General features: G+C 62.1%; 19 protein-coding genes and 4 tRNA genes. 9 read left to right on the top strand and 14 right to left on the bottom strand.

Annotation, left to right across the window (positions count from 1 at the left end; all coding sequences use genetic code 11):
* Positions 1–366: 366 nt before the first annotated feature.
* Both cysK and cysZ read right to left on the bottom strand, forming a co-directional pair.
* Positions 367–1,335 carry a cysteine synthase A gene (cysK, locus tag J9788_RS05655; RefSeq protein ID WP_016926786.1) on the bottom strand — a complete coding sequence of 323 codons (969 nt, stop codon included), beginning with the start codon at positions 1,333–1,335 and terminating at the stop codon, positions 367–369.
* 185 nt (positions 1,336–1,520) lie between these two features.
* Positions 1,521–2,279: a sulfate transporter CysZ gene (gene cysZ, locus J9788_RS05660; RefSeq protein ID WP_182265496.1), complete on the bottom strand. Its 759-nt coding sequence runs from the start codon at positions 2,277–2,279 to the stop codon at positions 1,521–1,523.
* A 221-nt stretch (positions 2,280–2,500) separates the two neighbouring features.
* Here cysZ and zipA point away from each other — a divergent pair, with 221 nt between their 5' ends.
* The 3 genes from zipA (at position 2,501) to J9788_RS05675 (ending at position 5,842) form a co-directional block, all read left to right on the top strand.
* A complete protein-coding gene (zipA, locus tag J9788_RS05665; RefSeq protein WP_046896252.1) occupies positions 2,501–3,526 on the top strand; it encodes a cell division protein ZipA in 1,026 nt (341 codons plus the stop codon).
* Positions 3,527–3,605: 79 nt separating this feature from the next.
* Positions 3,606–5,627 carry an NAD-dependent DNA ligase LigA gene (gene ligA, locus J9788_RS05670; RefSeq protein WP_069100649.1) on the top strand — a complete coding sequence of 674 codons (2,022 nt, stop codon included), beginning with the start codon at positions 3,606–3,608 and terminating at the stop codon, positions 5,625–5,627.
* The gene (locus tag J9788_RS05675) at positions 5,627–5,842 is read left to right on the top strand and encodes a DUF3820 family protein (RefSeq protein WP_033654988.1); all 216 of its coding nucleotides are present in this window, start codon (positions 5,627–5,629) and stop codon (positions 5,840–5,842) included. The genes ligA and J9788_RS05675 overlap by 1 nt, the downstream gene beginning before the upstream one ends.
* A 26-nt stretch (positions 5,843–5,868) precedes the next feature.
* On the opposite strand, the gene J9788_RS05680 is transcribed toward J9788_RS05675, so the two are convergent.
* Positions 5,869–6,861, bottom strand: a complete 993-nt coding sequence (locus tag J9788_RS05680; RefSeq protein WP_033652554.1) for a bile acid:sodium symporter family protein — start codon at positions 6,859–6,861, stop codon at positions 5,869–5,871.
* Positions 6,862–6,958: 97 nt separating this feature from the next.
* Between J9788_RS05680 and J9788_RS05685 the strand changes: the two genes are divergently transcribed.
* Positions 6,959–7,879, top strand: coding sequence for a LysR family transcriptional regulator (locus J9788_RS05685; RefSeq protein ID WP_046896254.1), 921 nt, complete (start codon positions 6,959–6,961; stop codon positions 7,877–7,879).
* A 1-nt stretch (position 7,880) separates the two neighbouring features.
* Here the strand turns inward: J9788_RS05685 and J9788_RS05690 are convergent, their stop codons facing one another.
* Positions 7,881–8,348 carry a FlxA-like family protein gene (locus J9788_RS05690; RefSeq protein WP_021505617.1) on the bottom strand — a complete coding sequence of 156 codons (468 nt, stop codon included), beginning with the start codon at positions 8,346–8,348 and terminating at the stop codon, positions 7,881–7,883.
* Positions 8,349–8,400: 52 nt separating this feature from the next.
* Positions 8,401–8,949 (bottom strand): nucleotidyltransferase family protein, encoded by a 549-nt coding sequence (locus tag J9788_RS05695; RefSeq protein ID WP_182265495.1) that lies wholly within the window; start codon positions 8,947–8,949, stop codon positions 8,401–8,403.
* 159 nt (positions 8,950–9,108) lie between these two features.
* On the opposite strand from J9788_RS05695, the gene J9788_RS05700 reads away from it, so the two are divergent.
* Positions 9,109–10,494, top strand: a complete 1,386-nt coding sequence (locus tag J9788_RS05700) for an ethanolamine ammonia-lyase subunit EutB (RefSeq protein WP_046896256.1) — start codon at positions 9,109–9,111, stop codon at positions 10,492–10,494.
* Positions 10,491–11,282, top strand: a complete 792-nt coding sequence (gene eutC / locus J9788_RS05705; protein ID WP_182265494.1) for an ethanolamine ammonia-lyase subunit EutC — start codon at positions 10,491–10,493, stop codon at positions 11,280–11,282. The genes J9788_RS05700 and eutC overlap by 4 nt, the downstream gene beginning before the upstream one ends.
* Here eutC and J9788_RS05710 read toward each other — a convergent pair.
* Complete coding sequence (locus J9788_RS05710) at positions 11,261–12,163, bottom strand: LysR family transcriptional regulator (RefSeq protein ID WP_046896258.1); 903 nt, start codon at positions 12,161–12,163, stop codon at positions 11,261–11,263. The genes eutC and J9788_RS05710 overlap by 22 nt on opposite strands.
* Before the next feature lie 449 nt (positions 12,164–12,612).
* Here J9788_RS05710 and budA point away from each other — a divergent pair, with 449 nt between their 5' ends.
* The 3 genes from budA (at position 12,613) to J9788_RS05725 (ending at position 16,840) form a co-directional block, all read left to right on the top strand.
* The gene (budA, locus tag J9788_RS05715; RefSeq protein WP_033643951.1) at positions 12,613–13,392 is read left to right on the top strand and encodes an acetolactate decarboxylase; all 780 of its coding nucleotides are present in this window, start codon (positions 12,613–12,615) and stop codon (positions 13,390–13,392) included.
* Between the two features lie 32 nt (positions 13,393–13,424).
* Positions 13,425–15,110: an acetolactate synthase AlsS gene (alsS, locus tag J9788_RS05720; protein WP_033643950.1), complete on the top strand. Its 1,686-nt coding sequence runs from the start codon at positions 13,425–13,427 to the stop codon at positions 15,108–15,110.
* A gap of 143 nt (positions 15,111–15,253) precedes the next feature.
* A complete protein-coding gene (locus J9788_RS05725) occupies positions 15,254–16,840 on the top strand; it encodes an ABC transporter substrate-binding protein (protein WP_046896259.1) in 1,587 nt (528 codons plus the stop codon).
* Positions 16,841–16,868: 28 nt separating this feature from the next.
* On the opposite strand, the gene J9788_RS05730 is transcribed toward J9788_RS05725, so the two are convergent.
* The 8 genes from J9788_RS05730 to J9788_RS05765 form a co-directional block, all read right to left on the bottom strand.
* On the bottom strand, positions 16,869–17,675 hold the full coding sequence (locus J9788_RS05730) for an ABC transporter ATP-binding protein (protein ID WP_004936408.1): 807 nt from the start codon (positions 17,673–17,675) through the stop codon (positions 16,869–16,871).
* Positions 17,676–17,696: 21 nt separating this feature from the next.
* Positions 17,697–18,734 (bottom strand): iron-enterobactin ABC transporter permease, encoded by a 1,038-nt coding sequence (gene fepG / locus J9788_RS05735; protein WP_046896260.1) that lies wholly within the window; start codon positions 18,732–18,734, stop codon positions 17,697–17,699.
* Positions 18,734–19,789: a Fe(3+)-siderophore ABC transporter permease gene (fepD, locus tag J9788_RS05740; RefSeq protein ID WP_182265493.1), complete on the bottom strand. Its 1,056-nt coding sequence runs from the start codon at positions 19,787–19,789 to the stop codon at positions 18,734–18,736. The genes fepG and fepD overlap by 1 nt, the downstream gene beginning before the upstream one ends.
* 215 nt (positions 19,790–20,004) lie before the next feature.
* Positions 20,005–21,012, bottom strand: a complete 1,008-nt coding sequence (fepB, locus tag J9788_RS05745) for a Fe2+-enterobactin ABC transporter substrate-binding protein (protein ID WP_046896262.1) — start codon at positions 21,010–21,012, stop codon at positions 20,005–20,007.
* 457 nt (positions 21,013–21,469) lie between these two features.
* Positions 21,470–21,545: transfer RNA gene (locus tag J9788_RS05750), tRNA-Lys, on the bottom strand.
* 7 nt (positions 21,546–21,552) lie between these two features.
* Positions 21,553–21,628, bottom strand: a tRNA-Val gene (locus J9788_RS05755).
* A 38-nt stretch (positions 21,629–21,666) separates the two neighbouring features.
* Positions 21,667–21,742, bottom strand: a tRNA-Val gene (locus J9788_RS05760).
* A 28-nt stretch (positions 21,743–21,770) separates the two neighbouring features.
* Positions 21,771–21,846: transfer RNA gene (locus tag J9788_RS05765), tRNA-Val, on the bottom strand.
* Positions 21,847–22,013: the final 167 nt, after the last annotated feature.

Here is a 22,013-nt window from a genome sequence, read left to right on the forward strand (position 1 = left end):
GGAGCTAAAGTTTAGCCCAGGGGCCTGACTTTAGCTTGTCTGGTTATAGCGCCTGACTATGGACAGGGGCGAACGTTGATGCAACAGAAAACGACGCGTTAGGCACTTCAGATCAAAAAACTCGGCTTTTGACGTCGTTCCAATCCGCTCCCCATTATGCCCGATTCGCCGCGTCGGCGACAGATGAGTAAATCGATTCAGCCTTGACCGGGCTCGGAGAGTGATTAATTTTGCGCATCGAAATAATGCACCGTTAAATACTAAAGGCGAAGGGCAAAAGCAATCTTGGACTGCTATAAAGTTTGATCCAGTCCACAAAAAAGCACCCCGTGGGGTGCTTTTTTAGCGATTTGTGCAGTGCCGGAATTACTGCTGCAATTCCTGCTCGGTGAACAGATCGGCAAACAGCGCGGTGCTGAGATAACGTTCGCCGGAAGAGGGCAGGATAACCACAATGGTCTTGTCGGCGAACGCCGGTTCTTCGGCCAGTTTTACCGCCGCCGCGACCGCTGCGCCGGAGGAGATGCCCGCCAGGATGCCCTCTTCGTCCATCAGACGGCGCGCCATGCTGATGGCTTCGTCGTTGGAGATTTTTTCGACGCGATCCACCAGGTCCAGATCGAGGTTGCCTGGAATGAAGCCGGCGCCGATGCCCTGAATTTTATGCGGGCCCGGCTTCAGCTCTTCACCGGCCAGCGCCTGGCTGATGACCGGCGAGTCGGTCGGCTCGACCGCCACGGTGGTGATGGCTTTGCCTTTGGTGTTCTTGATGTAGCGGCTGACGCCGGTCAGCGTGCCGCCGGTGCCGACACCGGAGATGAACACGTCGACTTCCCCGTCAGTGTCTTCCCAGATTTCCGGACCGGTGGTTTTTTCATGGATGGCCGGGTTGGCCGGGTTGCTGAACTGCTGCAGGATCAGGTAGCGGTTCGGATCGGTAGCGACGATCTCTTCCGCTTTGGCGATGGCGCCTTTCATGCCTTTCGCCCCTTCGGTCAGCACCAGATTGGCGCCCAGCGCCTTGAGCAGCTTGCGGCGCTCGATGCTCATGGTTTCCGGCATGGTCAGCGTCAGCTTGTAGCCGCGCGCGGCGGCCACGAAGGCCAGCGCGATGCCGGTGTTGCCGCTGGTCGGCTCCACCAGTTCCTTGCCGGCGGTCAGCACGCCGCGTTGTTCCGCATCCCAAATCATATTGGCACCGATGCGGCATTTGACGCTGAAGCTCGGGTTGCGTGATTCAACCTTGGCCAGAATGCGTCCGTTGCCGATACGGTTCAGACGAACCAGCGGCGTATGGCCGATTGTTAATGAGTTGTCTTCATATATCTTGCTCATAGCCCGTCCTTTAACTCTATGAAAATGTGGGGAACATCGAAAGCATACGCTAACAGTACCGGCAGGGAAGTAAAGAATTGGTATATCTATATGTTATTAGGAAATAAGTTTTAAGCACAATGATAAGGGCGCGAAATGCGCGCCCTGTCGAAAATTCCCGCGCTGCCGGCGGTAAAAAACGGCGATTATCGGACGAATTGCGAGCGATAACGATCGACCCACATCGCGGTGGCGCCGCAGACGGCGACCGGCAGGATCACCAGGTTGAGGATGGGGATCATGGTGAACAGGCTGACCAGCGCGCCGAACTGCAGATTGTCGGTTTTGTGCTGGCGCAATGCGCGGCGCATATCGGCAAAGCTCACCTTGTGGTTGTCGAACGGATAGTCGCAATACTGGATCGCCAGCATCCAGGCGCTGAACAGGAACCACAGCACCGGCGCCACCGTCTGGCCGATGCCGGGCATGAAGTACAGCGCCAGCAGCAGCAGCGCGCGCGGCAGGTAATACATCAGCTTGCGCCATTCGCGCGCCATGATGCGCGGCAGGTCTTTGGCGATGCCGAGCAGGCCGGTGTCCGGCAGCGGTTTGCCGGTCAGGCTGCCTTCGAGCTGTTCGGCCAGCAGGCCGCAGAACGGGGCGGCAATAAGATTGGTGAGGGTGCTGAACAGATAGCTGAACACCAGCAGCACCGAAATGACCGCCAGCGGCCACAGCAGGTAGCTCAACCATTGCAGCCAGTCGGGCACGTGGCTCATCATCGCCGGGATCCAGTCGCCGAGGCGGCTGAACAGCCACCAGAAAGCGGAGCCCATCAGCAGCACGTTGACCAGCAACGGCAGGACCACATAGCGTTTAATCCCCGGGCGCGAAATCAGGCGCCAGCCTTCGGCAAAATAATGAATGCCGCTGGTGGAACGGGAAGGGGGCTGCGTATAGGACATATCTTAAGTTATCTCGTTGTCTGAACAGGCATCATTATCATATAGGGATGATTTTCCACTGGCTAGGGTAGGGTTGGCTGAAAAACCAGCAGAAAAAGGCAGTATAATCATCTTTATTGGCATAAAGTTCAGCACGGACTTGCACTTGTGTGCGCGGGCAAATAGAGTTAAAGAGTGAATGTTTGCCGCGGTGGCAATGTATTGGAACAACAGAGATAGCAATGATGCAGGATTTGCGTCTGATATTAATCGTTGTTGGCGCGATCGCCATAATAGCGCTGTTATTGCACGGTCTGTGGACCAGTCGCAAAGAACGGTCAGCGCTCTTCCGTGATCGCCCAGCCAAACGTTCCCAAAAGGAACGTGAACAAACTCCGATCGACGATCTCGAAGAAGGCGTCGGTGAGGTGCGCGTACGCGCCGCTCACCCGCAAGACGAGCCGTCATTCGGCCATTTCGATGCCGCACGCGAAGAACCCGTGGCCGCGCCGAAGCCCGCTCCGGCGGCTGCGCCTGTGCCCCGCGCCGTTCAGCCGGCTGCTCATCAGACGCCGCCTCCGCTGTCTCAGCGGCCGGAGTACGATGACATCCTGCTGAACAACTACGCGCCGGACGAAGAACCGGCCGAGCCGCAGCAACCGCAACCGGCCGCGCGCCGCGAGCCGCGCGTTGACGATCTGCCGCATGAACATGAGGCGCCGCTGGCGGCGGAACCGGCATTCCACGCCGAACCCGCCCCGGTGCAGCAAGCGCCGGAAGTGAAGCCTGTGTCGGAACCTGCGCCGCAGCCGCAACAGCCGGCCGCTGCGCCAGTACAGGCTAAACTCAAAGAGACCGTGCTGGTGCTGCACGTCGCGGCCCACCAGGGCGGCGTGATCGGCGGCGAAGTGCTGCTGCAGAGCGTGTTGCAGGCGGGCTTCCAGTTTGGCGAGATGGGCATCTTCCACCGCCATATCAGCCCGGCCGGCAGCGGCCCGGTGCTGTTCAGCCTGGCGAACATGGTCAAGCCGGGGTCGTTCGATCCTGACATGATGTCCGATTTCTCCACGCCGGGCGTGTCGATGTTCATGATGGTGCCGTCTTACGGCGACGCCAATCAGAACTTCAAGCTGATGCTGCAGTCGGCGCAGCGCATCGCCGACGACGTGGGCGGTGTGGTGCTGGACGACGAGCGCCGCATGATGACGCCGCAGAAGCTGGAAACCTACAAAGCGCGCATCCGTGAAGTGTTGGAAAACAACGCCTGACCGGGTTGCCGCGCGCACTGAACATCCGTAACAACAAAGCCCCCGCTAGCCGGGGGTTTTTTATCTTTGATGGTGAGCCATGGAATCGATAATCCAACAAATCAATCAACTACGAGCCACATTGCGCCATCATGAATACCAGTATCATGTGCTGGATGCGCCCGAAGTGCCGGATGCGGAATATGACCGCCTGATGCGCGAGCTGCGCGAGCTCGAGAGCGCGCATCCGGAGCTGATCACCGCCGATTCGCCGACCCAGCGCGTGGGCGCGGCGCCGCTGGCGGCGTTTGACCAGGTGCGTCACGAAGTGCCGATGCTGTCGCTGGACAACGTGTTCGACGAAGAGAGCTTCCTGGCGTTTTACAAGCGCGTGCAGGACAGGCTCAAGAGCAGCGATCCGCTGACCTTCTGCTGCGAGCTGAAGCTGGACGGCCTGGCGGTCAGCCTGCTGTATGAAGACGGCGAGCTGGTGCGTGCGGCGACGCGCGGCGACGGCACCACCGGCGAGAACATCACCTCCAACGTGCGCACCATTCGCGCCATCCCGCTGCGCCTGACCGGCGACAACATCCCGCGCCGGCTGGAAGTGCGCGGCGAAGTGTTCATGCCGCAGGCCGGGTTTGAACAGATGAACGAAGAGGCGCGGCGCAAAGACGGCAAGGTGTTCGCCAACCCGCGCAACGCCGCCGCCGGCTCGCTGCGCCAGCTCGATCCGCGCATTACCGCTAAACGCCCGCTGACCTTCTTCTGCTATGGCGTTGGCCTGCTGGAAGGCGGCGAGCTGCCGCGCAGCCACTTTGAACGCCTGATGCAGTTCAAGGCCTGGGGCCTGCCGGTCAGCGATCGCGCCCAGCGCCGTACCGGCAGCGAGGAAGTGCTGGCGTTCTATCGCCAGGTCGAGCGGGACCGCGCACAGCTCGGTTTCGATATTGACGGCGTGGTGATCAAGATTGACGACATCGATCTGCAGGAAACGCTGGGCTTCGTGGCGCGTGCGCCGCGCTGGGCGACGGCGTTCAAATTCCCAGCGCAGGAGCAGATCACCGTGGTGCGCGAAGTGGAGTTTCAGGTTGGCCGCACCGGCGCGATTACGCCGGTGGCGCGCCTTGAGCCGGTGCTGGTGGCCGGGGTGACCGTCAGCAACGCCACCTTGCACAACGCCGATGAAATTGAGCGGTTGGGGCTGCGCATCGGCGATACGGTGATCGTGCGCCGCGCCGGCGACGTGATCCCGCAGGTGGTGGGCGTGCTGGAAGACCGTCGGCCGCAGGATGCGCGCGAAGTGGTGTTCCCGCTGCACTGCCCGGTGTGCGGTTCCGACGTTGAGCGCGTGGAAGGCGAGGCCGTGGCGCGCTGCACCGGCGGTCTTATCTGCGGCGCGCAGCGCAAAGAGGCGTTGAAGCATTTCGTTTCCCGCCGCGCACTGGACGTTGAAGGCATGGGCGACAAGATCATCGAGCAGCTGGTGGACAAGGAGTACGTGAAGAACCCGGCCGATCTGTTCCGGCTGTCCGCCGGCATTCTGACCGGCCTGGATCGTATGGGGCCGAAATCGGCGCAGAATCTGGTCAACGCGCTGGAGAAATCCAAGCAGACCACCTTCGCTCGCTTCCTGTATGCGCTCGGCATTCGCGAGGTCGGCGAAGCGACCGCCGCCAACCTGGCGGCGCATTTCGGATCGCTCGAGAAGCTGTTCGCCGCCGACATCGAGGCGCTGAAAGAGGTGCCGGACGTCGGCGAAGTGGTGGCCAAACACACGCGCAACTTCCTCGATGAAGCGCTCAATCAGCAGGTGATCAACGAGTTGGTGGGCGCCGAGATCGGCATCCACTGGCCGGCGCCGGTGGTGGTGGTGGCGGAAGAGATAGACAGCCCGTTCGCCGGCAAAACCGTGGTGCTGACCGGCTCGCTGAGCCAGCTGTCGCGCGACGAGGCCAAAGATCGCCTGACGGCGCTGGGCGCCAAGGTCAGCGGCAGCGTGTCGAAGAAAACCGATCTGGTGATCGCCGGCGAGGCGGCGGGCTCCAAGCTGGCGAAGGCGCAGGAGCTGGGTATCGCCGTGATCGACGAAGCGGAGATGATCCGCTTGCTGGGTGAGTGATGGAAAAAGAAAACCTGCTGGAGATCGCCAATACCGTGATGCCGTTCGGCAAGTACCAGGGGCGGGTGCTGATCGATCTGCCCGAAGAGTACCTGCTGTGGTTCGCGCGCAAGGGCGAATTCCCCAAAGGCAAGCTCGGCATGCTGATGGAGATGACGCTGGCGATTAAAATCGAAGGGCTTGACCACCTGGTCAAGCCGCTGAAGAAAAACTGAACTGACGGGCCTTGGCCCGTCTTTTTTTACCCGCGCGTCGCCTGCGCGTTGGGCACCGCCTGTTGCGCCTGCTGCTTGCGCTGATACCTTTTCGCCAATACCGCACAGGTCATCAGCTGCACCTGATGGAACACCATCAGCGGCAGCACCATGATCCCCACCGTCGCCGCCGGGAACAGGATATTGGCCATCGGAATGCCGTTCGCCAGGCTCTTCTTCGAACCGCAGAATACGATGGTGATCTCGTCCGCTTTGCTGAACCCCAGCCAGCGCGCCATGTAAGTGTTTACCACCAGCACGATCGCCAGCAGCACGATGCTGCCGCCGACGATAAACGCCAGTGAGCCCATCCCTACCTGATGCCAGATGCCGTGCGTCACCGCCTCGCTGAAGGCGGCGTACACCACCAGCAGAATCGAGGTCTGATCGGTTTTACCGATAAGCGGCCGATGGCGTTCGATCCAGCCGCCGATCAGCGGCCGCAGCAGGTGACCGGCGACGAACGGCACCAGCAGCTGCAGCACGATCGAACCGACCTGCCGCAGGCCGCCGGTATCGCCGTGCACGTTCATCAGCAGGCCGACCAGCAGCGGCGACACGAAGATCCCGAGCAGGCTGGAGGCGGAAGCGCTGCATACCGCCGCCGCGACGTTGCCGCCCGCCAGCGAGGTGAAGGCGATGGCCGATTGCACGGTGGCCGGCAGGATGCACAGGTAGATGAAACCGGCGTACAGCTCGGGGCTGACGTCGATCGGCGCCCACCAGGCAAACAGCACGCCCAGCGCCGGAAAAATGATGAAGGTGCTGCACATCACCCACAGATGCAGCCGCCAGTTGTTGCTGCCGGCCAGGATGGCCTCGCGCGACAGCTTGGCGCCGTGCATGAAGAACAGCAGGGCGATGGCGGCGATGGTCAGGGCGTTGAGCCAGCCGACGAACTCGCCGCGCGCCGGCAGGAACGACGCCAGCAGCACGGTAGCGATCAGCGTCAGGGTAAAACGATCGGGCAGAAATCTCATGGCGGTGCGCTCAGGGTAGAAAATCGATGGGGCTATTCTCCCGCGCGGATATATAATAATTAAATTGATTTATTTAATTCATATATGAATAAAACACATGAATTATTCACTCAAACAGCTGCGGGTGTTCGTCGCCATCGCCCGCCACGGCAGCTTCAGCCGCGCCGGTGAGGCGATCGGCCTGACGCAATCGGCGGTCAGCCACAGCGTGAAAGAGCTGGAAGCGGAGGTCGGCGTGCGGCTGCTGGATCGCACCACGCGTGAAGTGGTGTTGACCGACGCCGGTCTGCGGTTGGCCAACCGGGTCGAGCGGCTGCTGGACGAACTGCAGGCCGCTTTGCTGGATGCGCGCAGCTTTGGCGTACAGCGCAGCGGCACGGTGCGGGTGGCGACGAGCCAAACCATTTCCGCCCATCTGATGCCGCAGTGCATCGCCGCCGGCGAGCGTGAATACCCGGAGATCCGCATCATGCTGCGCGATCAGGCGCAGCAGCAGGTGCTGCACAGCGTGCGCAACGCCGAGGTGGATTTCGGCATCGTGGTCGATCCGGTACAGGCGGTGGATCTGGAGTGCGAAGCGGTGCTGCATGAACCGTTTCTGCTGCTGTGCCGCGACGATCACCCGTTTGCTGAGCAGCAAGAGGTGCGTTGGTCGGCGCTAAACGGCTGCCGCCTGGTGTTGCAGGACTATGCGTCGGGCAGCCGGCCGCTGATCGACAGTGCGCTGAGACAGCAGGGCGTGGAGGCGCAGGTGGTGCAGGAAATCGGCCATCCGGCCACGTTGTTCCCGATGGTGGCGGAGGGGATTGGCATCAGCATTTTCCCGGCGTTGGCGCTGCCGTTGCCGGAAGGGGGTCGGCTCCGGGTGCGGCGGCTGGTGCCGGAAATTAACCGCGCGCTGATGCTGGTGCGGCGCAAGAACCGCTCACTGACGCCGGCGGCGGAGGCCATCTGGCAGGTGGCGCGTCAGCAGGCGGCGCTGCTGCAACAGCGCCGGCGGGAAAACGCGGCATATTGACTCAGATATAGACGTCCACGGCGTTGAGCGGCGTTGGGCGGTTTACGCCGTCGCCGGATTTCGCCGCGGCTTTTTCCATTTGCTCCTGCTGCTGCTTTTCCATTTCTTCTTTCTGGATGCGTGCGATCTCGGCCTGCAACATCTTGATCTGCGCTTCGATCAGCTGTTTCTGCTTTTCGATCTCTTTGGGATCGGCGTCGGAATCCTTCAGTTCCACCAGCTTTTGCTGCAGCGCCTGAATCTGCCGGTTCAGCGCCTTGATGCGCGCCGAAGCGCGGCTTTCATTGAGGTTGACCGGTTCGTCATTGCCGTTGGCGCGTTCGTTTTTCTCCATCTTGCCGCCTTGCGGCTGGTTGTTGACCGGTTTGGCCATCAGCAATTCGCCCTGATGGCCTGGCGCGCTGAACACGTTGCTGACGCCGGGGACGGTATTCTTGATCGGTACTATCATGGTGATGGTGGTCGACATGGTTGCTCTCCCTGAGTCTGGATCTCGCTGTTCAGGGTATCGGCAGCGGCGGCTAAATCTTTACCTGCTGCAGACGCGGCCAGCGCAGCAGCCAGCCTTTGTCGAGCACCCGCTGGGCATAGGCCGTGCGATCGCCATTTTTCACGTTGAAGGTAATGGTGTCGTTGAACAGCGCCGCGAGCCCGAAAGGGGCGACCAGCGTGATGCTGTCGTCGGCGTTCAGGCGCGCGCCGATCGCCGTTTCCACTTCGGTCCAGAAGCTGATGGCTTCTTCGCTGTTGCGGTAGGGCGCGCGGCCGCTGCGCAGGTGCATGCGCGCCTGGTTCTTGACCGACCACGGCTGCGGCAGCCACTGCTGCAGCCGCGCCTCCAGCATGCGATCGCGTTCGGTGTCCGCCCGCTCCGCATCGAAGTGGATCACGTCGATATCGTTGAGCGGCGTGGGCTCCACATAGCCGTGGCGCCGATCCCACACCAGGTTGCGCACAAAGCCGGCGCCGAGGCACCAGTCATTCAGGCCGAGCCGGCGCACGGTGCGCAGGGCGGCCATGCGTGCGCTATCTTGTTGCAGCCAGTCGATAATTTGTCGTTGCGGATCCATCACCCCTCCCGTTTTCGCGGCTACTGTAACCCGAAGCGGCGGCGGGTGAAATGGGGGGATGCGCGATGGCGGCGATAGCAGGCAAATTAATTTTCTTGCTTCACTGACTACACTTGGTGCAGGGCTTTTATCTCGTCACTCAGGGCAAGGGAGGGGGCTATGTATCAGGCAACGTTGGGCCAACGCGGCTATCGCTTCGGCGGCCTGCGCCAGCTGATGGCGAAAGCTTCGCCGGCGCGTTCCGGCGATTATCTGGCGGAGGTGGCGGCGGAAAGCGCCGAAGAGCGCATGGCGGCGCGCATCGCGCTGGCGGATGTGCCGCTCAAGGCGTTCCTGCAGCAGCCGCTGGTGCCGTACGAGCAGGACGAGGTGACGCGCCTGATCATCGATAGCCACGACGCCGCCGCCTTTGAGCCCATCTCGCACCTCACGATCGGCGATTTTCGCAACTGGTTGCTGAGCGAGCAGGCGGACAGCGCCATGCTGGCGCAGGTGGCCGCCGGCATTACGCCGGAGATGGCGGCGGCGGTAAGCAAGATCATGCGCAATCAGGATCTGATCCTGGTGGCGAAGAAATGCCGGGTGGTGACGCGCTTTCGCAATACCATCGGTCTGCCGGGCCACCTCAGCGTGCGGCTGCAGCCCAATCACCCGACCGACAGCCTGCAAGGCATCGCCGCCAGCATGCTGGATGGTTTGCTGTACGGCAGCGGCGACGCGGTGGTCGGCATCAATCCGGCCAGCGACAGCCTGCCGCTGCTGGAAAAACTTAACTACATGCTGGACGATGTGATCCAGCGCTTCGCTATACCCACCCAATCCTGCGTGCTGACCCACGTGACCAACACGCTGCGGCTGATGGAGCGCGGCGCGCCGGTGGATCTGGTGTTTCAGTCGATCGCCGGTACCGAAGCGGCCAATCGCGGTTTCGGCATCAGTCTGGCGCTGCTGGCGGAAGCGCAGCAGGCGGCGCTGAGCCTCAAGCGCGGCACGTTGGGCGATAACGTAATGTACTTCGAAACCGGGCAGGGCAGTTGCCTGTCGGCTAACGCGCATCACGGCGTCGATCAGCAGACCTGCGAGGCGCGCGCCTATGCGGTGGCGCGGCATTTCTCACCGCTGCTGATCAACACCGTGGTGGGGTTTATCGGCCCTGAATACCTGTATGACGGCAAACAAATTATCCGCGCCGGGCTGGAGGATCACTTCTGCGGCAAGCTGCTCGGCCTGCCGCTGGGCTGCGATGTCTGTTACACCAACCATGCCGAGGCCGATCAGGACGACATGGACACGCTGCTGACGCTGTTGGCCGCCGCCGGGCTGACGTTCCTGATCGGCGTGCCGGGCGCGGACGACATCATGCTCAATTACCAAAGCACCTCGTTCCACGACGCGCTCTATATCCGTGAACTGCTGGGGCTGAAGCACGCGCCGGAATTCGCCGCCTGGCTGGCGGCGATGAACATCACCGACGAGCGCGGACGGCTGCGCGACGCCGCCGCCAATCACCCGCTGTTGCTGGCGCTGCAGGGAGAACGGACATGAGCAAACCGGTTCACGTCAACAGTTGGGACGCGCTGCGCGCCTTTACCGACGCGCGCATCGCGCTGGGGCGCACCGGCGCCAGTCTGCCGACCGACGAGCTGCTGCGCTTCGGCCTGGCCCATGCCCAGGCGCGCGACGCGGTGCATCAGCCATTCGAGAGCGAACGGCTGGCGGCGGATCTGCACGATGCCGGTTGGCCCACGCTGGCGGTGCACAGCCAGGCCGTGGACCGCGCCGCCTATCTGCGCCGTCCGGATCTGGGGCGGCGATTGGCGACGGACAGCCGCCGCCTGCTGCTCGGCGTGCCGCCGCGCCGGACCGATCTGCTGCTGGTGGTGGCGGATGGCCTCTCCTCCAAGGCGGTGCACCGCCAGGCATTGCCGCTGCTGCAGGCGCTGCGGCCCTATCTCGATACGTTGGGGCTGGCGATCGCGCCGGTGGTGTTGGCGCATCAGGCGCGAGTGGCGCTGGGGGATGAGATCGGCGAGTGCCTGCAGGCCCAGGCGGTGGCGGTGCTGATCGGCGAACGGCCGGGGCTGTCGTCGCCGGACAGCCTGGGCGTTTATCTGACCTGGGAGCCGAACGCGCGCAGAGGGGACTCAGAGCGCAACTGCATCTCCAATGTGCGGCCGGAGGGGCTGGATTATCCGCAAGCGGCGTTCAAATTGGCCTGGCTGCTGGAACAGGCGTGCCGGCGAAGGCTGACCGGCGTCGAACTGAAAGACGAGAGCGACAGCCCGGCGCTGCGCGGCCGCGTCACCCCGCTTTACGCCCAGTTGGGCGGTTGACCGATGGTTTGCTGCAGCAGGGCGGTGAAGGCCGCCAGGCGGGCGGATACCTTCGCCACCGGCCGCAGCAGATAGATGCCTTGCTGTTCATGGCGCGGATCTTCCAGCATCTGCACCAGCCGCCCATGCTGCACGTCCGGCCCCACCACCCAGTTGGGCAGAAAGGCGATGCCGAGGCCGAGCAGCGCCGCCTGACGCTGCGCGGTGAAGTCATCGCAACGCAGCGCCATGGTGCAGCGGTTCATCAACGCCGCGTCGAGGATCTGCGCCCAGCAGGCCGGCTGTTGTTTGTGGTAGCGGGCGATCAGCCGGTGCTGCGGCAGCGCCTCCAGATCGCTCGGCAGGCCATAGCGGGCGACGTAGCCGGGGCTGGCGCACATCACCCAGCGTTGGGTGGCGATGCGGCTGGCGTACAGCGCGCTGTCCTTCTGCTCGCCGATACGGATGGCGGCGTCCAGCCGTTCCTGGGTCGGATCGGTCTGGCGTTCGGTCAGATCGAGATCGACCCACAGCTGAGGGTAACGTTCCGCCAGCGTCGGCAGCAGCGGCAGCACATAGGTTTTGCCGAAGGTCGGCAGGCAGCTGATGCGCAGCGTGCCCTGCGGCGTTTCGTTCAGCGCGTTCAGCTCGGCGCGAATGCCGGTAATGTCCGTTATCAGCGCGGCGGCGCGTGCCAGCAGCAGCTCGCCGGCGTCGGTCAGCAACAGGCCGCGGGTGGAGCGCACGAACAGCGTCGCGCCGAGCGCGCTTTCCAGCGCATCGATATGGCGCACCAGCGAAGAAGGCACCATACCCAGCTGGCGCGCGGCGGCGGAAAAGCTGCCCAGGCGGGCCACGTCGAGAAAGATTGGCAGATGTTCTACATAGCGGGCGTCATTCATTTTTGCATTATATGCAAAAGCGTTTCTTATGAATACCCGCTTCTCTGTTGGCGATGCTGCGGCTACTCTGATTGCGGGTTGACGACGGGCTTCAGCGCCGCCGCATCCCGGCCGCATAGAGAGAAAACGCATAAACCTTGCGGCGTTTAGCACCAAATAGCAGATGTTTTTCCCAGGCTGCGTGAGCCGCCTGTGGCGTTGATTGTCGCTCCAACACCAGATTAACCGTTCAATTTGATATCCGACTCAACCTCAATGATTAGTGAGTCTTTACTTTCACTTATCTTCCTGTTGTTTCTGGATATCGGCCGGCCAGCCGTGCCGGTTTTTTTGTCGCCTCAGGCTGAATCGTTCCAACTGATGAACGCGCCTGAGGGGCATCTTGGCCCGCCGTCGGCGGGTCTTTTGAACGCGTGGAACCGCAGTTCCGCGCTGGTGGAGGAGTCAGCATGAACGAAAAACACGGGTGTTCCTGTGCGCGCCATTTGGCGCAGGGTTTCGCCAGGCAGTCGATCAACGCCGGGGAGGGCGAAATCTATCAAATCTCGCTGATGAGCGCCCTCATCGACGGGGTTTATGAAGGGGAGACCACCATCGCCGAATTGCTGAAACACGGCGATTTCGGCCTCGGCACCTTCAATCATCTGGATGGCGAACTGATCGCCTTCGATCAGGAAATACACCAGCTGCGCGCCGACGGCAGCGCTCGCCCGGCCGGTTTGCAACAGAAAACCCCTTTCGCCGTCGTCACCTTTTTCCAGCCCAGCGTCAGCCAGCAATTCGATCGGCCGATCACCAAGGCGCAACTGCACCAATGCATCGATGAACAGGTCGCCTCGCCGAACCTGTTCTGCGCGGTGCGGGTCGACGGTGAGTTCAGCCATGTCGAAACCCGCACCGTGCCGCGTCAGGAACGACCTTACCGCCCAATGCTGGAAGCGATAGAAGAGCAGCCGACCTTCTCGTTCCATCAGCGGCGCGGCACGCTGGTCGGCTTCCGCTCGCCCGATTACATGCAGGGCATCGGCGTGGCCGGCTATCACGAACACTTCGTTACCGACGACCGCAGCGGCGGCGGCCACGTGCTGGATTACCAGCTCGATCATGGCCGCCTGCAGTTCGGCGTCATCACCCGTCTCAATCTTCAGTTGCCGCATGATGCGGATTTCTTGCGCGCCAACCTCTGTCCAGAGGATTTGGATCGCGCGATTCGTTCCGCCGAGGGCTAATCCCGGCGATCGTTTTCTTAGGAGGTGGAACCATGGCACAGGAAAAAACAGGCAATGACTGGCAATGCGGCGCCGACTTGGTGGTGAAAAACCTGGAAGCGCAGGGCGTCAAACACGTTTTCGGCATTCCGGGCGCCAAGATCGACCGGGTGTTCGATTCGCTGGAAGATGCGCCGTCGATCGAAACGGTAGTGGTGCGGCATGAGGCCAACGCGGCCTTTATGGCGGCGGCGGTCGGCCGCCTGACCGGCAAGGCCGGGGTGGCGCTGGTCACCTCCGGGCCGGGCAGCTCCAACCTGATCACCGGGCTAGCCACCGCCACCTCGGAGGGGGACGCGGTGGTGGCCTTCGGCGGGGCGGTGAAGCGCGCCGACAGCCTGAAGCAGACGCATCAGAGCATGGATACCGTCAGCATGTTCCGGCCGGTGACCAAGTACTGCGCCGAAGTGCATGCCGGTTCGGCGATTTCCGAGGTGATCGCCAACGCCTTCCGCCGCGCCGAGTTCGGCCGGCCGGGAGCCTCGTTCGTCAGCCTGCCGATGGATATCGTCAATGAGCCGGTCACGGCGCCGGTGCTGGCGGGATGCCGCTTGCCGCGCATGGGGGCCGCGGCGGCGGACGACATTCAGGCGGCGGTGAAACTGATCCGCCAGGCCAAATGCCCGGTGCTGCTGCTGGGCTTGCAGGCCAGCCGGCCGGAGAACAGCGAGGCGGTGCGCCATCTGCTGTACCGCACCCATATGCCGGTGGTCGGCACCTATCAGGCGGCGGGGGTGATTGACGTCAATCACTTTGCCCGTTTCGCCGGCCGCGTCGGCCTGTTCAACAACCAGCCGGCCGATCAGCTGTTGCAAAAGGCCGATCTGGTGGTCAGCGTCGGCTACGATCCGATCGAATACGATCCCTGCATGTGGAACAGCCACGGGCGGCTGAAGCTGGTGCATATCGACGTGCTGCCGGCGGACATCGATACCTGCTATCGGCCGGACGTCGAGCTGGTGGGCAACATCAGCGCCACGCTGAACATGATGACCGAAGCGTTCAATGAGGCGGTCTGCGTCCCGGCGGAGGTGGAACTGATCCTGACCGATCTCGGCCGCCAGCGCGCCGAATTGGCGGAACGCGCCGCGCGCCGCGGCGGCATGCCGATCCATCCGTTGCGCATCGTCAAGGAGCTGCAGGACATCGTCAGCGACGACGTGACGCTGTGCGTGGACATGGGCAGTTTCCACATCTGGATCGCCCGCTATCTTTACAGCTTCCGCGCTCGCCAGCTGTTGATCTCCAACGGACAGCAAACCATGGGGGTAGCGCTGCCGTGGGCCATCGGCGCGGCGCTGGTGCGCCCCGGCGACAAGGTGGTGTCAATCTCCGGCGACGGCGGCTTCATGCAGTCGAGCATGGAGCTGGAGACCGCGGTGCGGCTGAAAAACAACATCGTGCACGTGATCTGGGTCGATAACGCTTACAACATGGTGGAAATGCAGGAAGTGAACAAATACCAGCGCAAATCCGGCGTGGAGTTCGGGCCGATCGACTTCAAGGCCTACGCGGAATCCTGCGGCGCGGTTGGTTTCGCCGTGCAGTCGGTGGAAGATCTGCGGCCGATGCTGCGCAAGGCGATGGAGATCCAGGGGCCGGTGGTGGTGGCCATTCCGGTCGACTACGCCGATAACTATAAGCTGATGGCGCAGATGAACTTCAGCCAGATGATTTAATTTCATCATCCTCGCGCCGTTTCACCGGGGCAGGCCGCTTGCGCGCCTGCCCGTTTTTATGTGCGGAATTTGTCCTTTACATCGCTAACTGCATGATTTATTGCTATCCGTTCGGCTGTTTTTTCACCACTGGGGATAGCGCAATGAAAAGAAAAGCAATAACGATCGGGCTGCTGGCGTTGGCGATTGCCGGCGGCGCGCGGGCCAATACGCTGGTCTACTGTTCCGAAGGCTCGCCGGAAGGCTTCAACCCGCAGCTGTTCACCTCCGGCACCACGGTAGACGCCAGTTCGGCGGCGATCTACAACCGACTGGTGGATTTCAAACCCGGCACCGTCGAGCTGCAACCCAGCCTGGCGGAAAGCTGGGAGGTGAGCGAAGACGGCAAGCGCTATACCTTCCATCTGCGCAAGGGCGTGGCATTCCAGAGCAATAAATATTTTACGCCCACCCGCGATTTCAACGCCGATGACGTCATCTTCTCGTTTATGCGCCAGAAGGACGCCAACAACCCGTATCACAAGGTCTCCAATGGCGCCTACACCAACTTCGAGTCGATGGAGTTCGGCACGCTGATTGACCGGATCGTCAAGGTGGATGACCACACCGTGCGCTTTGAGCTCTCCCGCGCCGAGGCGCCGTTCGTCGCCGATCTGGGCATGTATTTCGCCACCATTTTATCGGCGGAATATGCCGACGCGATGCTGAAGGCCGGCACGCCGCAGCGGGTGGACAACGATCCGATCGGCACCGGGCCGTTCCAGCTGGTGCAGTACCAGAAGGACGCGAAAATCCTCTATAAGGCGTTCGACCGCTACTGGGAAGGCAAGCCGAAGCTTGATCGGCTGGTGTTCTCGATCACGCCGGATGCGGCGGTGCGTTACGCCAAGCTGCAAAAGAACGAATGCCAGGTGATGCCGTTCCCCAATCCGGCGGATCTGGCGCGCATGCGGCAGGACGGCAACATCCAGGTGATGGAAAAATCCGGCTTGAATATCGGCTTCCTGGCGTTCAACACCCAGAAGAAACCGTTGGATAACGTTAAGGTGCGCCAGGCGTTGGCGCTGGCGGTCAACAAGCCGGCGATCATCGACGCGGTGTTCCACGGCGCCGGTCAGCCGGCCAAGAACCTACTGCCGCCGGCTCAATGGGGCAGCAACGCGCAGCTTGAAGACTACCCGTATTCACCGGAGCGGGCGAAGCAGCTGTTGCAGGAGGCCGGGCTGGGGCAGGGCTTCGACATCGATCTGTGGGCGATGCCGGTGCAGCGGCCCTATAACCCCAACGCCAAGCGCATGGCGGAGATGATCCAGGCCGACTGGGCCAAAATCGGCGTGCGCGCCAAAATCGTCACCTTCGAGTGGGGCGAGTATTTACAGCGGATTAAAAACGGCGAACACCAGACCGCGCTGATGGGCTGGACCACCGCCAACGGCGATCCGGACAACTTCTTCGGCCCGCTGTTCACCTGCGCTTCGCTCGGCGGCTCCAACTCGGCGAAATGGTGCTATAAACCGTTCGACCAGCTGATCCTGCAGGCGCGCGAAGAGAACGATCACGCCAAACGGGTGGCGATGTATCAGCAGGCGCAGGTGATGATGCACGATCAGATGCCGGCGCTGATGATCGCGCACTCGACTATCTTCGAACCGGTGCGCAAGGCAGTAAAAGGCTACGAAATCGACCCGTTCGGCAAACACATTTTCAAACAGGTGTCGCTGGAGAAGTAACGACAAGGCCGGGTTAACCCGGCCTTTTTCATGCCTGCGGCGCGTCGCAGTGATAGCGGCCGCGCGGGATCACCAGCGGCGTGTGGGACAGCGGATCGTCGATGATCATGCACGGCATGCCGAACACCCGCTCCACCAGTTCGGCGGTAATGATCTCCGCCGGTTTCCCTTCCGCCACGATCTTGCCATCGCGCATGGCGATGATGTGATCGGCATAGCGGCAGGCGTGGTTGAGATCGTGCAGCACCGCGATCAAGGTTTGACCGCGCTCGCGGTTGAGCTGGCGGAACAGATCCAGCAGCTCGATCTGGTGCGCGATGTCCAGATACGTCGTCGGTTCATCCAGCAGCAGCAGCGGCGTTTGCTGCGCCAACGCCATCGCTACCCAGACGCGCTGACGCTGCCCGCCGGACAGCTCGTCGACGCTGCGATCCGCCAGTTGGCTGACGTTGGTGGCCGCCATGGCGGCTTCCACCGCCTGTTTGTCGGCCTGTGTCCACTGTTTCAGCAGGCTCTGGTGCGGATAGCGGCCGCGCGACACCAGGTCCGCCACGGTGATGCTGTCCGGTGCGATCGAGGTTTGCGGCAGCAGGCCAAGCTCGCGCGCCAGCGCCTTGGTGGCGAAACTGCTGATGTTCTTGCCGTCCAGCATCACCTCGCCGGCGCTGGGTTTCAGCAGGCGGCACAGGGCGCGCAACAGCGTCGATTTGCCGCAGGCGTTCGGCCCGACGATCACCGTAAAGGCGCCGTCGGGGATCGCCACGCTCAGATCGTCAGCGATGATTTTATTGTCGTAGCCCAGCTTCAGGTGCGAGGCGTGCAGGCGGTGGCTCATGGCATTATCACTCTTCATTATCTATCTGCGGGCCTCACGGATGAGCAGCCAAATCAGGTACAGGCCGCCGATGCAGACGGTCACGATCCCGACCGGCAGTTGGATCGGCGCGAAAAGATGTTGGGACACCACGTCGGCGCCGAGCAGCAGCGCCGCGCCCATCAGCGCCGAGGACGTCAGGGTGACCGAGGATTGCCCGGCCAAGCGGCGGGCGATTTGCGGCGCCGCCAGCGCGATAAAGGAAATCGGCCCGGCGGTGGCGGTGACGGCGGCGGTGAGGGTGACGCCGAACAGCATCAGCCACAGCCGGCTGCCTTCGGCGTTCACGCCCAGCGCGCGCGCCGTGTCGTCGCCCATTTCCAGCAGCTGCAGCCGTTTGCCCATCAACAGCGCGGCCGCGGCCGCCAGCAGGATGAACGCCGTGGCGGGCTGGGCTTTCTGCCAGGTCATGCCGTTGAGCGAGCCGGCCTGCCACATGGCGGCGTCCATGGCGCGCTCGAGCGAGGCGGTGATGATCAGCCAGGTATTGGTGGAGACCAGCACCGCGCTGATGGCGATGCCGACGATGATCAGCCGGAAGCCGGCGATGCCTTGTCGCCAGGCCAGCAGGTAGATGGCCAGCGCGGCGAGAATGCCGCCGGCCAGCGCGCCGCCGGCGATGTAGTAATAGCCGCCGTTGAACAGGGTGATGGCGATCAGCGCGCCGGTGTAAGCCCCCATGTTAAAGCCAATCACGTCCGGGCTGCCGAGCGGGTTGCGGATAATCGACTGGAAGATGGCGCCGCTCATGCCGAGCGCGGCGCCTAACAGCAGCGCCATGGCGATGCGCGGCAAGCGCCATTGGGTGACCACGGTGACCAGGTTTTTCGGCGCCTCGCCGGTCAGCGCGGCAAAAACCTGCTCCAGCGAAAGTTGCAGCGTGCCGTAGCACAGGGCGGCGACGGCCATCGCCAGACACAGCGCCAACAGTGAAAGGTTGATCAGCAGCAGGCGCAGCGGCAGGCGCCCGTTGATGACGCCGTCCGGGCGGCCGATATGCAGCGTGTGCGGCAGACTCATCACAGACCCCCCAGCGTTTTCTTGCGGCGCACCAGCCAGATCAGCATCGGCGCGCCGATGAAGGCCGCCACGATGGAAACCCGCAGTTCACCGGCCGCCAGCAAGCGGCCGACCACGTCGGCGCACAGCAGTAAAATCGGCGCCAGCAGCATGGAGTAGGGCAGGATCCAGCGTTGGTCGGGGCCGACCCACCAGCGGGCGATATGCGGCACCATCAGGCCGATGAAACTGATCGGGCCGACGGTGGCGGTCGCCGCGCCGCACAGCAGCGTAATGGCGATCACTGCGATCGCCTGAGTCAGCACTACGCGCGCGCCGAGCGCGATAGCCAGATCTTCCCCCATGCCGATGGTATTCAGCGGCCGGGCGATGAGCAGCGTCAGCAGGCAGCCGAGCAAAATGGCGGGGGCGGTCACCGGCAGGGTGGCCAGCGTGCGGATATCCAGCGTGCCGGCCTGCCAGAAGCGCAGTTGGTCGAAGGTTTGCGGATCGATCAGCGACAGCCCGGTGGTGATGCCGACCAGCACCGCGCCGATCGCCACGCCGGCCAGCGTCAGCCGCACCGGGTTGATGCGCCCGCCCGCCAGCGTGCCTATCAGGTAGACCAGCAGGGTGGTCACGGCCGCGCCGACAAAGGCGTAGGCCATATAGCTTTCGGTGGTGGCGGCGCCGAAAAACATGATGCCGATGACCACGGCGAAGCTGGCGCCGGCGTTGATGCCGAGCACGCCGGGATCGGCCAGCGGGTTGCGCGTCAATGCCTGAATCAGCGAGCCGGCGGCGCCGAGCGCCATGCCGGCCAAAATGCCCGCCAGCGTACGGGGCACCCGGGCGTTGAGAATGATGGTGCTGTCGGAGCCGCTCGCGGCGCCCTGTAGGCTGAGCCAGACGGTATGGAAGGGGATGGCTTTGGAACCCAGCATCAGGCTGGCAATGATGCACAGCAACAACAACGCCAAGCCGATACCGAACCCGGCGATGCGTTTGAAGCCACTGGCGTAAGCTGCGTGCGGTGCGGACGAAAGCGTCCGCTCAGTCGGAGTGGGTACGTTCACACCGGTAACTCCTTTATGATTTTTATTCTCATTGTTATTTGCGTTCGTGAAGGGCGCCAATAGTAACACGAGTTTACGCCCGCATGCACCCGCCGGTTGGTGGCGAAGGCGCGTGGACGATGTTAATAACTATTGATATTTCAATTGATTGAATGTGAATGGTTGCCCCGTTTGCGAAAAGCGTCGGCAGGGGACTGGCCTGCCGACGGCGTGATTCAGGGCTTTTTGAACAGCCGTTCGATTTGGTTCAGCATGTTGGTGGCGCTGTAGTAATCGAGGCGGAAGGTATCGTTGCCGACGGCGTAGACGTGCCGCTGTTCCACTGGTTCCAGATGTTTGAGGAACGGGTTGGCCAGCACCTCTTGCACTTTGCGCTCATTGGTGGCGAACAGGATCAGGGTTTTGCCGTTCAGGCCTTCGGCCATTTTTTCGCCGGAGATCTGGATGATGTCATGGCGTTTCCCCATGCTGGCGTTGCCTTTGGCGCTTTCCGGCGGGGTAGCCAGCTGGAAGCCGAGCTGGGTCAGCAGCTTGCCTTGGGCGGAGCCCGGCGTCCACAGCATGGCTTCGCGGCCGTTGTCGGCATACACCAGCGGCGTGGTCGGCTGCGGCGGCAGGGTAATCGCCTGCTTCACTTGTTCCACGCGCTGTTCGAAACGATCTTCCGCCTGTTTGGCGCCGGCTTCGTGACCGGTGATCTCACCGAGTTCGCTGGCCAGCTGTTGCCAGCTTTTGTCGCCGTAATCGAGCACCAGCGTCGGCGCAATGGCGGACAGCTGATCGTACAGTTTCAGCGCCGAATCACCGCCGGTCGCGGCGACGACGATCAAATCCGGCGCGGCGGCGGCGACGGCTTCGGCATTGGGTTCCACCTGATACAGCCGTTCGACGTGGCGCTGTTTGGCCACTTCGCTCCACTGGGTAAAGAAGCCTTGTTGATCGGCCACCAGGGGATTTGGACTGGTGGCGGCGCTGGCGACCACCGGGGCGTCGATAGCCAGCAATGTGCCGGTGATGGTGACGCTGGTAGACACGATGCGCTGCGGCGGTTTTTCCAGCGTGAACTTCCCTTTGGCGCTATCGATGGTGCGCGGCCAACTGCTGTCGGCAGCGGGGGCGGACGGTTTCTGCCCGTCGCTCTTGTCGTCCGGGCCGCAACCGCTGAGCAGCAAGGCCGCGGCGGCAATAACTGAAATGAACAGCTGACGTAAGGATAGGGTCATGAGCGGGCTCTTTCTTTCCTTGAACTAAGGCGTATCAATCCGCGTGCGGATTGCTGGGTAGTGTTATGCCCGCTAATTTACCATTCAAGCCGTCAAAATGATAACCATTCGTATCTCAGCGCGTGGCGAATGAAGAAAGGGAGGCGAACGGCAGAAACGAAAAAAGCGCCAAAAGGCGCTTTTTTCTGAATTGGTGGGTCGTGCAGGATTGATTCGGCCTGTGGCCTCACCCTGCGGGCAACGCTGCGCGTTGTCGTATCGCTGCGCGATGCTCGAGCCTCTACGGCTATCCGCCTATTTCATAGACGGCCCCTTCGGGCCAGCGCAAGCGCTGTTCAAAAGCATAAATGCTTTTGTCTCATCCTGCACAACTCGGTAAACTCTGTTGGCAAGAGGATAAGTCAGGTTTGGGTGTTACAGAAACGAAAAAAGCGCCAAAAGGCGCTTTTTTCTGAATTGGTGGGTCGTGCAGGATTCGAACCTGCGACCAATTGATTAAAAGTCAACTGCTCTACCAACTGAGCTAACGACCCGCAGAAGTGGTGGGTGATGACGGGCTCGAACCGCCGACCCCCTCCGTGTAAAGGAGATGCTCTACCAACTGAGCTAATCACCCACTTCAGGACTTCCAGGCACTGCTAAACGAGAGAATGATGGTGGGTGATGACGGGCTCGAACCGCCGACCCCCTCCGTGTAAAGGAGATGCTCTACCAACTGAGCTAATCACCCTCATTCGTTCTCATTTTTCTCAACAAGATGGTGGGCGATGACGGGCTCGAACCGCCGACCCCCTCCGTGTAAAGGAGATGCTCTACCAACTGAGCTAATCGCCCCGTCTTGTTGGAGTCGCATTATAGGGATAGTTCAAAGTGAGTCAACGGTTTTTAAAATGATTTCAATCGTTCGCCGCAAATTTAGGCAGGGCGCGATAATTATCGCCAACGGCGCCGATTCTTTGCGCAACGCTATGCGAAACTCGCCGCAAAACGCGCGAAATCGA

The organism is Serratia sp. X10 (assembly GCF_017811775.1).
In the GTDB taxonomy this organism is placed as follows: Bacteria; Pseudomonadota; Gammaproteobacteria; order Enterobacterales; family Enterobacteriaceae; genus Serratia; species Serratia ureilytica.

Excerpts from the sequence above, each read along its gene's own strand:
- ligA (WP_069100649.1), top strand. The coding sequence starts at position 3,606 with ATGGAATCGATAATCCAACAAATCAATCAACTACGAGCCACATTGCGC.
- cysZ (WP_182265496.1), bottom strand. The coding sequence starts at position 2,279 with ATGTCCTATACGCAGCCCCCTTCCCGTTCCACCAGCGGCATTCATTAT.
- fepG (WP_046896260.1), bottom strand. The coding sequence starts at position 18,734 with ATGAGTCTGCCGCACACGCTGCATATCGGCCGCCCGGACGGCGTCATC.
- eutC (WP_182265494.1), top strand. The coding sequence starts at position 10,491 with ATGAGCAAACCGGTTCACGTCAACAGTTGGGACGCGCTGCGCGCCTTT.
- J9788_RS05700 (WP_046896256.1), top strand. The coding sequence starts at position 9,109 with ATGTATCAGGCAACGTTGGGCCAACGCGGCTATCGCTTCGGCGGCCTG.
- J9788_RS05730 (WP_004936408.1), bottom strand. The coding sequence starts at position 17,675 with ATGAGCCACCGCCTGCACGCCTCGCACCTGAAGCTGGGCTACGACAAT.
- J9788_RS05680 (WP_033652554.1), bottom strand. The coding sequence starts at position 6,861 with ATGAGATTTCTGCCCGATCGTTTTACCCTGACGCTGATCGCTACCGTG.
- J9788_RS05690 (WP_021505617.1), bottom strand. The coding sequence starts at position 8,348 with ATGTCGACCACCATCACCATGATAGTACCGATCAAGAATACCGTCCCC.
- J9788_RS05710 (WP_046896258.1), bottom strand. The coding sequence starts at position 12,163 with ATGAATGACGCCCGCTATGTAGAACATCTGCCAATCTTTCTCGACGTG.
- zipA (WP_046896252.1), top strand. The coding sequence starts at position 2,501 with ATGATGCAGGATTTGCGTCTGATATTAATCGTTGTTGGCGCGATCGCC.
- J9788_RS05675 (WP_033654988.1), top strand. The coding sequence starts at position 5,627 with ATGGAAAAAGAAAACCTGCTGGAGATCGCCAATACCGTGATGCCGTTC.
- J9788_RS05695 (WP_182265495.1), bottom strand. The coding sequence starts at position 8,949 with ATGGATCCGCAACGACAAATTATCGACTGGCTGCAACAAGATAGCGCA.
- alsS (WP_033643950.1), top strand. The coding sequence starts at position 13,425 with ATGGCACAGGAAAAAACAGGCAATGACTGGCAATGCGGCGCCGACTTG.
- J9788_RS05725 (WP_046896259.1), top strand. The coding sequence starts at position 15,254 with ATGAAAAGAAAAGCAATAACGATCGGGCTGCTGGCGTTGGCGATTGCC.
- budA (WP_033643951.1), top strand. The coding sequence starts at position 12,613 with ATGAACGAAAAACACGGGTGTTCCTGTGCGCGCCATTTGGCGCAGGGT.
- cysK (WP_016926786.1), bottom strand. The coding sequence starts at position 1,335 with ATGAGCAAGATATATGAAGACAACTCATTAACAATCGGCCATACGCCG.
- J9788_RS05685 (WP_046896254.1), top strand. The coding sequence starts at position 6,959 with ATGAATTATTCACTCAAACAGCTGCGGGTGTTCGTCGCCATCGCCCGC.
- fepB (WP_046896262.1), bottom strand. The coding sequence starts at position 21,012 with ATGACCCTATCCTTACGTCAGCTGTTCATTTCAGTTATTGCCGCCGCG.